The sequence below is a fragment of the Nocardia nova genome (genome assembly GCF_002933465.1).
In the GTDB taxonomy this organism is placed as follows: Bacteria; Actinomycetota; Actinomycetes; order Mycobacteriales; family Mycobacteriaceae; genus Nocardia; species Nocardia nova_B.
Genome location: NZ_PSZE01000032.1, coordinates 1 through 14,566, shown reverse-complemented (window position 1 = coordinate 14,566; position 14,566 = coordinate 1). Strand labels below are relative to the sequence as shown.

The window sequence follows — 14,566 nt, the reverse complement described above, 5'->3', positions numbered from 1 at the left end:
CAGGTATCGCCAACGGCTACCTCCAGACCGGGCCACCCGGCTTTTGACCTCCCAAAGGCTCTCATGCCGCTGCCAGCGACTGCCCAGGCCGGGCCGGGCAGTAGATCTGCTCGACCCTCAGCGCGGGCTGGGACGGCGCTACCGCCGACGCGATTCACAGCGACACAGGCGCATTCGTCAATGAGATGACCGAGATGCACAACCTTCACTGGACGTGTCGCGCCAAGATTTACCAGCAACTTATCACTTGACAACATTCACGCACTCCATGACTATGTGAACATCACTGAGCGGGCGACGTCGTGCCTGCCCTACCTGGCTCCACCCGAATCACCTCCCACGGAAAGGGTTCACCGCCATGACCGATCCGCTTTCGGACAGGACACTCCTCGCACCATGGATTGCCGAACAGATCGACGGATCGGACCTACCCGACGAAGTCGGACTGTTGATACTGACGGCCTTCGAAGGCGATCAAGCGCTCGACGATTACCTCGGAGGGAGCACGCCGGCCCAGTACGCCGTGGAGCCGGCTGCCGCTGAAACAGCATCAGAGGCTCGCGGCACATTCCTCACTTCGGTGCAGGTCGAGGGTTTTCGGGGGATCGGACCGGCCACCACCTTGAATCTGCGGCCCGAACCGGGACTGACGATTGTGGCGGGACGCAACGGATCCGGAAAGTCCAGCATCTCCGAGGCGCTGGAGCTCACGCTCACCGACAGCGCCTTTCGCTGGGCCGGTAAGAAATCGACACAGTGGCGTGACCAATGGCGCAATCTGCACCATCCCACCGCGCGCGTTGCGGTGAGCTTGGTGGAGGAGGACAACGAGCCGGTCGTGGTGACCCTCCACTGGACCGACGACGAGACCGACGTGAACCAGCACACCACCCGCACCCAACGACGCGGCGGCAAACAGCAGATCGGTCGCGGCGACCTCGGGTGGGACGGACCGCTGCAGCGATTCCGCCCGATCCTGTCCTACGACGAGCTCGGTGCGATGCTCAACGGCACCCCCAGCGATCTGCACGACGCGATCTCACGCGTCCTGGGAGTCGAACAGCTGACAGCCGTGATCAATCGAATATCGATGCGGCACAAGGATTACAAGGCACCCGGTGACGAACTCGTGAAACGGCGCAAAGTGCTGGCGGACGCGGTCGCAGAGCTTGACGATGAGCGGGCCACCGCAGTCGCGCCACTACTGAAAAAGACCGCGCCCGATCTGATCCGGCTGCGCGCATTACTGCACGAGACGAAAACCTGTGCGAGCGGGCCGGTTCCGCAGCTGCGCGAGCTCGCAAACCTGACGGTGCCGGTCACACCGGACAACGCCATCGCCATCGCGAAGCGGTTGCGCGAGAGCGATGCAGAAGTGACCAAGCTCAACGACGCGGCCAGTGATCGCAAACTGTCCACCCTGCGGTTGCTCGAACAGGCTCTCCAGGTACACGAAGAGCACGGCGACATGGCGTGCCCGGTGTGTCACGACGGCACACTGAACGCGACGTGGGCTCGGGAAAGCCGTGCCGCGGTAAGCGCGGACCGCCAACACCTGGCCGCGCTGAACGACTCCCGGAAACTGAGGGAATTGGCACACGCCGCGGCCGTTCACGCGCTGCAGCCGGCTCCCGGCGTACTCGACCGCTCCCCCGTCCAGGAACTCGACGAGACGGTGGCTGCCGCCCGCCGCGCGTGGCAAGGGTGGGCCGCGATCATGAGCGGCCCCGTCGCACCGACGACGACACAGCTCGCCGACCATCTGGAAACCCACGCCGCCGCACTCAGCGACGCGGTCGACGCGGTTACCAAGGCTACGGCGGCATGCATCGCTGAGCGCGAGGACCGATGGCAGCCGGTGCAATCCGAGCTCCAATCCTGGTGCGCCGCTTGGGAAGCATGGCTCGCGGCCAAACCAGTGGTCGATCAGCTCAACGACGCCAAGAAGTGGCTTCAGGACAACGATCGCCGACTGCGCAACGAACGCCTCGCGCCGATACGCGTCGGCGTCCAGCACGCCTGGTCGATGCTGCGGCAGGAAAGCAACGTCGAGATCGGTGACCTCTGTCTGGAAGGGTCCGCGACCCGGCGCAAACTGCGCATCGACTCGCTGGTCGATGGTGTGGCCGCGGATGGGCTCACCGTGCTGAGCCAGGGTGAGCTCCACGCACTGGCCCTCGCCCTCTTCCTGCCCCGCGCCACCATGGCCGAATCACCCTTCCGGTTCCTAATTCTCGACGACCCCGTGCAAGCCATGGATCCGGCCAAGGTGGACGGGCTCGTCACGTTGCTGAGCGAACTCGCCCAGACCCGGCAAGTCGTGGTCTTCTCCCACGACGACCGTCTACCCGCCGCGGTGCGGCGTGGAGACTTCGCGGCCACGATCGTGGAAGTCAACCGCGGCAAGGACTCCCAGGTGTCGATCACCACGCTCACCGATCCCGCTCGACGGTATATCGAAGACGCGTTCGGCCTGGTGCTCGAATATGAGAATGGCAAGCTCCCCGATGAAGCCATGCGCCGGACGCTGCCCGGCATGCTGCGGTTTGCCGTCGAAACAGCCGCTCGTCATACGTATTTCACGCGCAACATCAGAGCTGGACGGTCGCTCGAAATACTCGAGAGTGAGTGGGGGGCAGCGGCCACGACCCGAGCCAAGGTAATCCTCGGCGTGTTCGGCGAACCACAGGCAAACCATGTACTCGAACAGTGGGCACGAGCGCCCTATCAGAAGTCCGCGCTGCACATCGCGGGACCCAAGATGCACAACGGACTCACCCCGGCCTCTGATCCACGCCAAGCGGCCAAGGACGTTCAGCGCCTGGTCGACGACATCGAGAAGGCGGGAAAGTGACCAGTCTACTGGATCTGGCGGCGGCGCAGGTCGCCCGGCAATCCCCGCACAGCAACCGGATCGCGGCCTGGCTGACCCGGACTGCGCTCGAACAAATCGTCGACGAACTCCTGCGCGCAAAAGGAATTGAAGCAGGCGGAGCCAGCAGCCGGGCCCGCCTGGCCTGCCTGGAGGTCGCCTACCGCGACGAGAGCGACGTGTCGTCCCGATCCCAGTACGCGTGGACGCGGTTGTCCGAAGCGTGCCACCAGCACGCATACCAGCTGTCGCCCACGTATCACGAAGTCCAGCACTTGCTCAAGATCGTCCGCAGTCTGCAGCAGAGCTGACCTTAGGCCCTGCTCGTTCGGCGAAGGACCCGCCCGATCTGGGACGTCGGGCGGGCCCTTCGTGGGTGAGAACTGTTCCGGCCGTGCCGGACTCAGCCGCCGAAGCCGTTGGCGACGACCTTGTCGGCAGCGGTCGCGTTGTTCATCGCGGCGGCGACGGCCTTGGACAGTGCCGACACCTTGCCCATGGCGGTGCTGGGGTCGCTGTCGCCGTTGACGTCGCCGAACTGCTGGTCCCACTTCTGCTTCGACTGCTGGAACGCCTCGAGACCGGCGTTGCCCTCCCATGCCTGAGCCAGCTTGGCCGCGCAGTCCTGCAGGTTGCTCGCCTCGGACTGCAGGTCCTTGTGGAAGCCGTTCAGCAGGTCGGAGAGCTCCTGGAGAACTGTTCTTTCGTAAAGCATGTCACTACCTTTCGTACGTGTGCGGGGGAACGGTTGTGCTGGATTCGCCTCAGACGCCGAGGTTGGTCAGACCGCCGGTCTGCGAGATGAGCTGCCGGAACTCGTTCTCGTTCTCGCTCTCCAGGCCGGTGTAGGTCTTGTTGCCGTGGCCGACTTCCTCGGTCATCTCGTTGAGGATCTGGTTCAGCTTGGCGGCTTCCTCGTCCCAGTCCTGGGCGGCCTTGTTGCACGCGGAGAACGCGTCACCCTGCCAGCCGCGCTTGGCGGAATCGACCGCCTCGGTCACGCGGGCGATGGTGGCGCGGATGCGATCGACCGAGTTGGCCATATCGGTCTGCGCCTGCGAAGTACTCGCTGCATCGTTACTGATTTGCTGTCCGGCCATCGAAAGGCCCCTCTCTGTGTTTTCCGGTAATGCGGGTGGTCGGTAGTACAGGTGGTCACTGGCACGGGATTTCGCGAGCTAGGGCATCCACCTTCCCCCGGGCAAGGTGCCGATCAGCGCCGTAATCGCCTGTGCGACGCGGTGATCGGATCCCGGTGTGAAGGTGGTCCACATCCGCTGGTCGGATGCGGCGCCCGGGCTGGCCGCGATCCGGCCCCGGGCGGTGTCGTACACCGCCACGGCGCCGGAGGATCGGGTGGTGATGCCGTCGGCGTGGAGGTAGGCGACGATCTCGGCGTGGGCGTGGCACCGCGAGAGCGCCATGCCGAATTCGATCGCCGCGCGTTCGGGCACGTCCAGTCCGTGCAGCGCTTCGGCGAATTCCGTTGCCGCCTTGGCGTTGTCCAGACGCGGGACCAGCTCGTCGGTGGCGGCGCTGAAGCTCGCGATATCCGCGGGTTCGGCGGGACCGAGTACCTCCAGCACGGGGCGGGCCAGTGCCGCACCGTCCTCGTCCGCCCAGATGGTGCGGACGTCGATCTGGTCGCCGGTGCGGACGGCGACCGCGTGCCCGGCGCCGCGCCGCACCACCGACACTCGATGCACCCCGGCCGCGGTGACGATCCGCGCCGCGAGTTCGGACTCGGGCCGCGCCAGCATCGACAGGGCCGCACCGAGTTCCGGCTCGACGTCGTCGTAGCGGTCCACGAGTCCGGCGCCGCGCAACCCGCGCAGCGCCTCGGCTCGCGCCGCGGTGAAGGCGTCGATCGAGTCCTGCCGTGGTCCGACCTCCAGCACCAGCGGCAACGTCTGCACGCCGAGCAATTCGGCGACGGCCAGGACGGCGTCGTTGGTCAGGGTCGCCATGACACTCCTTATGCGGGACTCGCGGTTCCGGCCGCGGGCGGCGTCTCGATGCCACCGAGAACCGCTGGGGCGGCGGCCAATCCGGCGTCGATCTCGAATTCGCCGACGGCGGGTGCGTCCGCCGCCCCCGCCCGGGCGACGCGTTCCTCCTCGGACTGCACGGCGGCGGGGCCGGCCGCGGCGGGGACCGCTTGGCCGGTGGCCGTCCCGGTCTGCGCGGGCGAGGCCTGCAGCGCGGTGAATTCGGTGGACCGCGCCACCTGGGCGACGGTCTGGACACGGGTGCCGGTGAGGGCGCGCGGCATATCGAAGGCGGCCGGGTTCGGCGTGGCGGGCATCCCGGGAATGGCGGGCATCGCGGGTGCCGATTCGGCGGCCACCGCGGCGGCCGCCTGCTCCCCCGCCAGGGCGTCGCCCGTGGCCAGCACCGGCGGCTCGATCTGCTGCCACGGCATCGCGAGCGGTTCGGTGGCGGCCTCGTAGGTGCGCATCACCCGGGCCGCGCCGGCCTTGGCCACGTCCTGATCGGCGCTGATATCGGCGGCGGCGCCGACCAGCGGCGCGCCCATCGCGGCCCCGATGGCCTGCACCGTATGCATCGCCTGTTCCAGCGCCGCGATCTCCGCGATATGCGGCATCGCCAGCCGGGCCACCTCGTACGCCGCGGCCTGTTCGGCGGCGTGGGTGGCGTTGCGCCCGGCAGCCGTCGCGGCGTCGAGCAGCCAATCCCGCATCCGCGTAATACGTTCCAGCACTTCGTCACTGCGGTCGGACTGCCAATGTCTGCGGATCTCGGCGACAATCCGGTCGTAATCCACCACGGCGGCATCGAAGTTCGCGGCCAGCCGTCCCCATGCCGAAGCGGCCTCGGCCATCGGCACCGATCCCGGACCGGTCGTCAGTTCGCGCGCCAGCCGCTCGGTCGGCCTGGCCTCCCAGACCACCCCGGTGAAGCCGTCACCCGGTGGTTCGACCATGTCGTCGCGCCCCGATCAGGCCGTGGCGCCGAGGTCGGCGGCGTTCTCGCTGTCCATCCGGGACAGCCCGCGCGACTGCGCCCGCAGGGTGGCGGCCAGTTTGCGCAGCTCCTGCACGCCGAGGTTGCCCGACGAGTCGAACGACGCGCCGACCTCGGTCAGGGTCGTCGCCGCACGCAGCGACACCTCGTCGATACCGGGAGCCGCGACCGACAGCGCCGGGGTGTCGGCCTGCAGGCCCGCCTCCAGACGGTCGGCGAGTGCGTCGAGATCGGCGGCGGTGCGCGCCGCGACTACGGGATCGAATTCCATCACGAACTCCTAGAGGGTGAGAGCTTTGTCCGGTGGCTCGGTGTCCGGTGCGGTGGTGACCGCGTCGGCGGCCCCGACCACGGGGAGGGAGGCTCCGGCAATGTCGCCCACGACGTCGTTGCCGTGTGCGGCCGTGACGAGCTGACCGCGCACCGCGTCGCTCGCACCGCTGGAATCCGATGCGGCGCGGGCCATTCCGGCCGCGCCCGGCGCCATCGGCATCATGCCCGGGCCGCCGGCCGTGCCGGAGGAGACGATCGCGGACTCGGTGCTCGCGGTGACGGCCGCCTCCGTCATGATCGACGGGGTGCGCGCGGCCTGCAGGGGCGAGGACATCTCGGATGGGCCGACGGCCGGTGCGCCGATGCCACCGGGTGCCCCGGCTCCGGCCCCGGCTCCGGCCGCCGCCGCGACCGGGGCCGCGATCGGTTTCGCGGCGCGGCCGGTGAGGCTCGTGGCCGCCTGCGCACCCGTCCCGCCGACGGCCGACAAGGATTGCACCATCTGCAGTGCCTGCGCAACGTATTGCGTCGCATTGCCGGCGGCGCTATTCGAGCTCGACGCGTTGGTCGCGAGCGACATCCCGGACGGCGTGGCGCTGAGCCGCGACGTGGTGCCGGCCACGGACTTCAGCGAAGCCTGCGGCACCGTGACCCGCTGCGCGGCGACATTCGACACCCCGTGCGGCACGTTGGTGATCTTGACCTTCTGGCCGGTGTGCGCCATCTTCGCGCTGTGCGCGGTCAGCTCGACCCGCGTCTTGGTGACCACGGCGAGCGCCTCGGCCAGCGTCTGCGCCGACATCGCCAGCACGAACACCTGACCCGGCGGGGTGACGATGAACGGCGCGGCCGCCGCGAGCGAGGTCAGATACTTCGAGGTGATGCCGGTCATCAGCGCGTTTCCGGTGAATACGCTGCCGGCCGCGGCGGTCGTGCCCAGCGACATCTGCGCACCCTGGCCCGCCACCGCCGTACCGTCGGCGGCCGCCTGGGTCGATGTGGCCGCCGCCGACAGCGCGCCCGCGCCCTGCCACAGCGACATCGCCGTCTGCATCGCCGTGGTGCCCAGTTGCACGACGGTCTGCAGCACGGCCGAGACCTGGGAGAGCACCTGCGTCGGGTCCGCGCCTGGGCCGGCGCCGAGTTTGCCGGTGCCGAAACTGCTGGCCAGATCCGTGATCGGTTTGGTCAGCGCATGCAGGTCGAGCACCGGCAGCGGCGGTAGCTGCGGCAGCGGTGGCGCCGGCGGCAGCTGCGGCAGGCCCGGCAGCCCCATCTCCCGCAGTACGTCGTTGACCGGCCGGTCCACGATCGACCCCATCGCGCTCTGGCGCAACAGGTCGACGATCGACCGGTCCAGGCCCGGTTCCATCACGCGCGGCCGATTCCGCCGAGGAGGTCGGCGTTGTCCTGGTCGGTCGTCGCGTAGGTGGCGGCACTCTGATGCGCGGTCACCGCGGTACCGGCGTGCACCGTCGCCAGCTCGACCACCGAACTCAGGTGATTCGCCTGCGCCAGCGCGTATGTCGCGAGAAAGTCCTGACCGATCAAACCGAAGACCGGAACGGCCGCGGCGATGGCCACCGCCTGGTTCACCGTGCCCGCGGAGAGTGTTTCGGTGGCCATAGCGGCCGCCGTGTCCCCGTAGCGACGGATCGCCTCCGGTACTGCTACCAACTCGCTCATCTGAAAGCCCCTGCCCGGTAAGCCGATTCGCGCTCGCGTAACCGGCGGATCGAACATCTACCGAGCAATTGCAACAGGCGTCGACGTAGATTGGCACGCGCGCAGCTTAAGAACGCGTTACGCGTCAGTGAATCTCGCGCGTACCGGCGCCGTTCTCCTCGTTGAATGCGGCGATCAGATCACCGCGTTGCGCGAACGCACGGGCGGCGGCGCTGCGCGCGGTGGACACTACCACCTGCTCGAACTCCGCTGGGGTGAGCCGATTCACCAACGGTGAGAAAACGAGATCGAGCAAGGCGCCGTTACCGTCGACCTCCACCGTGACGGCGCCGTCCGGTGAGGTTTCGCGGGCGCGCACCCCCGCCATCCGGTCACCCAGATCGCGCATGCGTTCCAGCTGCCGCTCCGTGCGGGCGACCAACTCGTCCATCACCGAAACACCGGACAGACCAGGCATATTCGCCATCGGCTCCCCCTCGTTCGCGTCGTCTCCGGCGTCCTGGGCTACCACTCCACCGACCTCAGCCAGCTCTGCGGTTCCGTGTCGTACTCCTGCTCGTCGATCAGTTCCTGCCGTTCGACCTGCTCGGCCGTGGGCAGTCCGGTCAAGGCGAGCAGGTCGCTGCTCAGTCCGGCCTCGGCGAGTTGACGCCGCCGTGCGAGTCCGGCCCGATCGGCCGCGCGCGAGCACAGCCGGAGCAACTCGGCGGCCAATTCGGCGGGATCTCGGCGTAATTCGCTCGCTTCGATCGAAATCCGCAGCGGTAGGCCCTGTTCCGTGGTCTCTACCGCGATCGCTCCCGATCGCGTTGTCGCGGTGGACATCATGCTCCTCGTTGTCGGTCGGAATCGGGCGCGGTGGCGCCGGACGGTCAGACGCGCTCGTCCTTGATCGCGCGGACGACGGTGATGATCTCGGCATTGATCGCGGCGATCAGTCCCTGCCGGTCCACTCCGGCGGCGGTGCGCGGCGGGCCCGCCTGGATCACGTAGCGGCCGTCGCCGGACAGGTCGCGCCAGTCCAGATGCCGGACGGTACGACCCCGCGGGCCGAAACGCGATACGCCCTGCGCGATTTCGATGGATCCGGAGCGTTCCGGGACGATATCGAGGAAGCGCTGCCCGGCGGCGTCGTCGGGCTCGTCGTAGCTGTCCCACAGTTGCGGGGCACCGCCCGCACTGTCGGCCGATACGTAGTGCGCTTCGGTGGCGCCGGCCGCCGATTCCGGATCGGGCGGTAACAGAATGTGCCCGGAGCCACCGGCCTCGACCGGTGGCAGGGCATCCGCGACCATATCTGCCAGCCGCAGCGGATCGCACTGCACCATGGTGAATCCACCGGCGTGCAACAGGGTACGGCCGGGCAGTTGGGTGAGCAGGTAGCCGCGATCCTCTCGCCGGGCGGCCAGCAGCCGGACCGCTCCCTCGCCGCGATGCGGGTCGTGGCCGTCGAATCCCGTGACCAGGACGGCGAGATCGGGCCGGGTGCAGTCGCGTACCGCGTCGAACAGGGTGTGGTCGGGCCGGGCCAGCATCCGGTCGCGCAGGCGCGTGCATTCGCGCTGGAAATCGTCCTCCAGCGGAATGTCGGTGGTGTAGACGAACGGACGCGGGGGCCCCTCGTCACCGAAATGCCGCCACATGACGACGAATTCGAGATCGGTGAAGCTCCAGCTGCGGCTCATTTCTCGACGACCGGCTTCACGACCACGGGCGCATCGCCGAGTGCGTCCTCGAGATGCTCGACCGAGTCCAGATAGGCGGGCCGCTTGTGCTCCTTGCCCTGCTGGTTCTGCGCGCCCGCCCCGGCCGCACCCGGTGAGCCGGGAGTGCCCGCCATCGGCGCGGCGCCGGCCCGGCCGGTCGCGGAGTCGACGGTGGTGGCGCTCAACGCCGTGCTGAGCGTGCTCGCCCGCGGGAACAACGTGGAGGCCTGCGCCAGATCGCGATTGAGCGCGGGCAATCCCGGCACCCCGGCACCGCCGCCGGGCACACCGCCACCGCCGCCACCCGCACCGCCTCCGGCGCCCGCCAGGGCGGACAGCGGATCCGAGCCGTCCATACCCGGAATACCCAGTCCCGGAATATCGCCCAGCCCGGCCTTGGCCAGCGCGTCCTGCTGCTGTTGCTGCGTCAGGGTCTGAGCAACCTGCTGGAATGCCTGCATCAGCTGCTGGACACCCTGCTGCGCGGCCGACATCAGTTGCTGGACAGCGGACATGACCTGCTGCTGTTCCTGCTGCTGTTGTGCGGCCGCCTGCTGCCGCTCCTGTTGCTTCTGCAGTTGTTCCTGCTGCTTCTGTTGCTGCTGCTGTTCCTTTTGTTGTTGCTGCTGAGCTTCCTTCTGCTGCTTCTCGTATTCCGCGGCCTGTTTCTGCTGCTGCGCCAACGCCTCCCGCTGCTGCCGGGCCGCGGCCTCCTGTGCGGCCTTGGCCTGTGCGTCGTTGGGTGAGCCGCCCGGAGTCGTACCACCCGGCGGGGTCGCGCCGCCGGGCGGGGTGCTGCCCCCTGGAGGATTCTGGCTGCCGGGCGGATTCTGGCTGCCGGGCGGATTCTGGCTGCCGGGCGGGTTCTGACTGCCCGGCGGGTTCTGGCCGGTCGGGTCGTACGGATTGGCGGGAATCTGGCCGAATGCCGCCGCCGCCGCGGGCAGTACCGGAACGTGCGACGACGACTGGTTCATCCCGAAGACATAGGTACGCCGGAAACTCTCGCGCACGGTTTGGATCCACTGCTGCTGTGTCGTCGCATCGGCCTCGTTGTTCGGCGGCATGCTGTACTGAGTCTCGTTCAACCACCCCGAGGTGTAGACGAGCAGATCACCCGTGCCCTTGATCGCGGTGGACAACCCCGGGATGCTCTTGCCGTAGGCCTGCACCGCCGCGACCGCGGTCTCCTTGCCCGGTCCGCTCCACTTGTCGACGGTCACCGAGTCGATCTTGTTCAGCAGATCCGAGTACACCTTGTTCACCTCGGTCGCCATCCACCACCAGGTACCCGCGTGGTTGGCGAGATTCTCGGCCACCTTGTTGACCCGGATGTAGTTGCCGACCTGGAACAGGTCGTACCAGCTCATGTAGTCGGGCGCTTCGGGGCTGATGGTCGAGGACTGGAACGACTGCAGTCCCGCCTTGTTGTCCATCGCGTCGACGGGATTCTTCAGATCGTCGTTGGTCGCCGGCACTTTCGGCGGATCACCCATCGGGTCCAGGCCGTCGGCGTCCCACATGTAGTCCGGTTTGCCGCTGACGTTGTCCAGCAGCGCGGAGTTGAAGCCGTCCATCGTGCCGTAGGCCTTGCCGGCCGCGATGAAGGTGTCGATCATCTGGCCGAGGATCGTCTTGTGGTCCTCGAAGACCGTCTTCAGATCGGTGGCCTCGGTACCGAACTTCTTACCCAGTGCGGTGCCCGACGCGAGATTCGACACCGGCGAACCGGCGGTGAGGTCGTCGGTGTAGAGCTGCAATGTCTTCAGCGCGGCGATCGTGCTCTCCGCGGCCGCGGCCACCTCCAGGGCCACGTCCGGCTCGAACTTCAACGCATCCTTGCCGGAGGTGTGGTTCTTCGTATAGTCACTCAACGCCGGCCACGGATTACCCGTAGCGACGGGCGTAGTCGGATCGGGCGCCATCGGTCGTGCTCCTCGAATTCGGTCGCAGCGGAAGCTGCTGCGCGTTCACCCCGCCGGCGATACCGGCCGCAGGTCGTCCCCCGCCCGCGCCGATATGCCGAATAGCAAGTCCCACATCATCTTTCGAACATTCTGCGACCTGCGAGCAACACCGGCGGCAACGGCAGTTGAACGCGGGGTGAAACACCGGCGGCGAGTGTCACCACCCGGCCCGCAGTGCGCCGCGCCGCTCCCGGAACCGCTGTTCGAAACCCTCGACGTACACCGACGGCGCGATCGAGGACGAGGACTGTTCCAGCACACCGTCGTCGGCGACGTAGAACACGGCCCGCCCGATCGCCACCTCGTCGGGCTCGGCGGGCACGTACACCATCCAGCCCACCGAGATCCGGTCCGCGTGTAGCCGATCCAGCGGATATCCGTCGGTAGCGATCCCGGCCTCGCCGAGGTGATCACGCACCCGCTCGACCGCCTCGGGCTGCGGCAGCGGCGCCGGGCCCGTCGGCGTCGCACCGGCCAGGGTGAGCTGGTTGAAGGCGCCGTCGATATCGAAGCCGCCGTCGTCGCCGAAGACGGCGACCAGGGTTTCGCGGGTGACCACATTCGCCTCGGCCGCGGCGACCAGGGTGTCCACCGCGGAGCGCAATTCGTCGTCGGCTTCGCCGTCGATCAGGCCGCGGATCACCTGCGCGACGGTGGCCGAGGTCCACACACCCGGCAGCGCGTCGCTGAGATGATCGGCCGAGGGTGACTCACCGCGATACCATCGCCCGTCCTCCCACCAGTAGCAGAACGACAGCAGCCCGTCGCCGAAGCGCGGATTGAGCACCGAATTCGACACCCATTCCGGTGCTCCTGCATACAGCCGCGGCAGCGGGGCACCGCCGTTGTAGGCGGCATCGAGCGCCGGCGCCTCCCACACCCCGCCGGAGAGCACGGCCCGGCCGCCGGGCAGAAGATACAGCGTGCTGCCGCCACGCCGCGCACCCTCGAACCAGCCCAGCGACGGCAACACGCGCGGACCCCACTGCGATCCGGCGGCGACGAAGGCGGCCGCCATCACCGCCCACCGGCTCCACAGCGTGGGCAGATCGGGAAAGTCGTCGTCCGACACCACGGGAACCACACCCTCGGCTCGATCGGCGCGCGCTTGCCGGGCCGCGACGGCCGGTGGGCGCGACTGCCGGTCGCCGTGCCCGATGTAGGCGCCCAGCCAGACCGGCACCCGATCACGCGGATATGCGTGCAGATCGGCCAGATACGCCTCCGGCGCCAGCAGTTGATCGTCGGGGAACGGTTCGTCACCGTAGTCGTAGTCGACCTGCAGATGCCCGGCCCGGTCCAATCGGACGAACAGCCGCCACCAGGGACCGCTGTCGAAGGCCGCGGACAGGTCGCGGTGCTCGCGCACCAACTCCAGAACCGACTCGGGCGGATCGGCGCGCAGCATGCGTTCCTGATCGTCGGTGAAGACGACCTCGCCGCCGCCGACCACCACCGTGATGGCGAAGACAGCGGTCAACTCGTGCCACCCCTCGGGCGCGACCGCCGCCAGTTCGCGCGCGATCCCGTGTGCCAATTCCCTGGCGCGCGCCTCCGGATCGACTGCCGCCGCGATGGATTCGGGCATTCCGCCACCCAGGGTGAAGCCGACGTCCGGCTCGTCCTCGGCGGCGGAACCCGCGGGGTCGTGCGCCGGAAGATCGGACCGGTCGTCGAGTGCGGGAGCCGGCGCGGCGGCCGCGTGTGCGCTGTCCGGTCGGGCCGACACCGTTGTAGCGGCCGGATCGGCCTCCGGCTGCGGGGCCGGGTTGTGGTCATCGGGGCGGGTCACGTCGCGGTGTTCTCCTCGTTCGCGTCCGCCGTCCGGCGCGGCCGGCCGCGGACATCCTCATCGGTGCGATGCTCGGTAACAGTGTGCGGTGCTGCGCTTTTCACCGCACACCCCGGACGTCGGCGAAGATCTGCGTACGGTGGGCCGGATTGTCGAGCACATCGCGAATCCACAAGCCGAGGTCGAGTTCCGGTGTGCGCTGGCGATAGCGCGCCGTGCACACCGCCAGTCCCGCTCGGGTGACGGTGAACTCGGTATGCCGGCGGCCCGCACGCTGCCAGTGCACGATCACCGCCAGATCGTCGACGTCGATCAACTGGCCGGCCACGCGCAGGAAGAGCCGATCGTCGGTGCGGAAGAAGACGAACTCCACGCCGTCGAGATCGCCGTACACCCCGCTGAACGGGCCCATCGGCTCGGCGGCCTCGTGCAGCGATCCGGTGAGCGGATCGACCTCCGCACAACGGTGACCGTTGAACTCCCGCACCAGGACGCGGGGCGGGGCAGGAGTCGGCGAGCCGGTCGGGTGCACGGGGTGGCGTGCCGGAGTGGAGGCGGAGGCCGGGTTGTTGCCGTTCGGCATCGGTGGCGCGAACGGCGGAAAACCGTTCTGCGGACCGCCGGTTTGCGGTTGGATCGCCGGAACCGGTTGCGCCCCATCATGGCCCGCTGTACCCGCCACCGGATCGCCGAGGGTGAACGGGCGATCGACCGAGAACTGTCGATCGTGGGCGTTCCCGTTTCCGGCTCCCGGGTCGTGGCCGGTGCCGTTGCCGTTCCCGTTGCCGTACCGGCCGGCACCGCCAGGACCCTGTCCGACACCATGATCCGGTGGGATCGCCGCGTGTGAACCGTCGGGCGCACGCGGTTCGAGGGCGGCATCGCCCGGGCCACCTGCCTCCGAAAGCCACGGCGGTACCGGGATGTTCGGCTGAGCCTGCGAACCCGGCACCGGAACACCTGGCACACCCGGATTCGAGAAGCCTCGGCCGGATCCGGGGCCGCGGTCGTGGCCACCGGGCCGGGCGGGCGAACCGTCGTGACCATTGCCGGGCAGCCCGCGAACGGAAGGACGGTGCCCATCGTCGCCTCCGAGGTCGTGCCGCCCCGGACGGCCGTGGTCGTCTCGACCGTAGCCGCCCGGTCCGCCGTGGTGGTGGTCGTGGCCGTGGTCGCCGTGCCCGTGACCTCGGCGGTCGTGATGGCCACCGTCGGGGCCGTGATGGCCTACGCCGGGCTGCCCCGGGCCGGGCTTTCGCGGCGGCTGATGCGGCGGCTGGTGGGG

16 protein-coding genes are annotated in these 14,566 nt (G+C 68.6%); 3 read left to right on the top strand and 13 right to left on the bottom strand.

Going from position 1 to position 14,566, the window contains the following annotated elements:
• Positions 1-358 precede the first annotated feature (358 nt).
• Positions 359-2,854 carry an AAA family ATPase gene (locus C5E41_RS27840; protein WP_104378703.1) on the top strand — a complete coding sequence of 832 codons (2,496 nt, stop codon included), beginning with the start codon at positions 359-361 and terminating at the stop codon, positions 2,852-2,854.
• Complete coding sequence (locus tag C5E41_RS27835; RefSeq protein ID WP_104378702.1) at positions 2,851-3,183, top strand: hypothetical protein; 333 nt, start codon at positions 2,851-2,853, stop codon at positions 3,181-3,183. The genes C5E41_RS27840 and C5E41_RS27835 overlap by 4 nt, the downstream gene beginning before the upstream one ends.
• Before the next feature lie 92 nt (positions 3,184-3,275).
• Here C5E41_RS27835 and C5E41_RS27830 read toward each other — a convergent pair whose 3' ends face one another.
• The 13 genes from C5E41_RS27830 to C5E41_RS27770 all read right to left on the bottom strand — a co-directional run bounded on the left by C5E41_RS27830 (position 3,276) and on the right by C5E41_RS27770 (position 14,248).
• Positions 3,276-3,587 (bottom strand): WXG100 family type VII secretion target, encoded by a 312-nt coding sequence (locus C5E41_RS27830; RefSeq protein ID WP_104378701.1) that lies wholly within the window; start codon positions 3,585-3,587, stop codon positions 3,276-3,278.
• Positions 3,588-3,636: 49 nt separating this feature from the next.
• Positions 3,637-3,972: a WXG100 family type VII secretion target gene (locus tag C5E41_RS27825; RefSeq protein ID WP_030513428.1), complete on the bottom strand. Its 336-nt coding sequence runs from the start codon at positions 3,970-3,972 to the stop codon at positions 3,637-3,639.
• A gap of 78 nt (positions 3,973-4,050) precedes the next feature.
• Positions 4,051-4,839 (bottom strand): ESX secretion-associated protein EspG, encoded by a 789-nt coding sequence (locus C5E41_RS27820; RefSeq protein ID WP_104378700.1) that lies wholly within the window; start codon positions 4,837-4,839, stop codon positions 4,051-4,053.
• Between the two features lie 8 nt (positions 4,840-4,847).
• Entirely contained in the window at positions 4,848-5,816 is a 969-nt protein-coding gene (locus tag C5E41_RS27815) for a PPE domain-containing protein (protein ID WP_104378699.1), read from the bottom strand.
• A 15-nt stretch (positions 5,817-5,831) separates the two neighbouring features.
• A complete protein-coding gene (locus C5E41_RS27810; RefSeq protein ID WP_104378698.1) occupies positions 5,832-6,128 on the bottom strand; it encodes a PE family protein in 297 nt (98 codons plus the stop codon).
• A gap of 9 nt (positions 6,129-6,137) precedes the next feature.
• On the bottom strand, positions 6,138-7,505 hold the full coding sequence (locus C5E41_RS34165; protein WP_439956498.1) for a hypothetical protein: 1,368 nt from the start codon (positions 7,503-7,505) through the stop codon (positions 6,138-6,140).
• On the bottom strand, positions 7,502-7,816 hold the full coding sequence (locus tag C5E41_RS27800) for a type VII secretion target (RefSeq protein WP_104378697.1): 315 nt from the start codon (positions 7,814-7,816) through the stop codon (positions 7,502-7,504). The genes C5E41_RS34165 and C5E41_RS27800 overlap by 4 nt, the downstream gene beginning before the upstream one ends.
• A 124-nt stretch (positions 7,817-7,940) precedes the next feature.
• Positions 7,941-8,327 (bottom strand): YbaB/EbfC family nucleoid-associated protein, encoded by a 387-nt coding sequence (locus C5E41_RS27795; protein ID WP_258081307.1) that lies wholly within the window; start codon positions 8,325-8,327, stop codon positions 7,941-7,943.
• Complete coding sequence (locus C5E41_RS27790; protein ID WP_062961765.1) at positions 8,321-8,641, bottom strand: hypothetical protein; 321 nt, start codon at positions 8,639-8,641, stop codon at positions 8,321-8,323. Before C5E41_RS27790 ends, C5E41_RS27795 begins: the two co-directional genes overlap by 7 nt.
• A gap of 47 nt (positions 8,642-8,688) precedes the next feature.
• Positions 8,689-9,501 (bottom strand): ESX secretion-associated protein EspG, encoded by an 813-nt coding sequence (locus C5E41_RS27785; RefSeq protein WP_104378696.1) that lies wholly within the window; start codon positions 9,499-9,501, stop codon positions 8,689-8,691.
• Positions 9,498-11,447, bottom strand: coding sequence for a hypothetical protein (locus C5E41_RS27780; protein ID WP_104378695.1), 1,950 nt, complete (start codon positions 11,445-11,447; stop codon positions 9,498-9,500). Before C5E41_RS27780 ends, C5E41_RS27785 begins: the two co-directional genes overlap by 4 nt.
• Positions 11,448-11,646: 199 nt before the next feature.
• Positions 11,647-13,281: a hypothetical protein gene (locus C5E41_RS27775; protein WP_258081306.1), complete on the bottom strand. Its 1,635-nt coding sequence runs from the start codon at positions 13,279-13,281 to the stop codon at positions 11,647-11,649.
• A 100-nt stretch (positions 13,282-13,381) separates the two neighbouring features.
• On the bottom strand, positions 13,382-14,248 hold the full coding sequence (locus tag C5E41_RS27770) for a hypothetical protein (protein ID WP_181063455.1): 867 nt from the start codon (positions 14,246-14,248) through the stop codon (positions 13,382-13,384).
• A gap of 108 nt (positions 14,249-14,356) precedes the next feature.
• On the opposite strand from C5E41_RS27770, the gene C5E41_RS34160 reads away from it, so the two are divergent.
• Positions 14,357-14,566, top strand: a 210-nt coding sequence (locus C5E41_RS34160; protein WP_181063454.1) for a hypothetical protein, incomplete at its 3' end; no start/stop codon positions are given.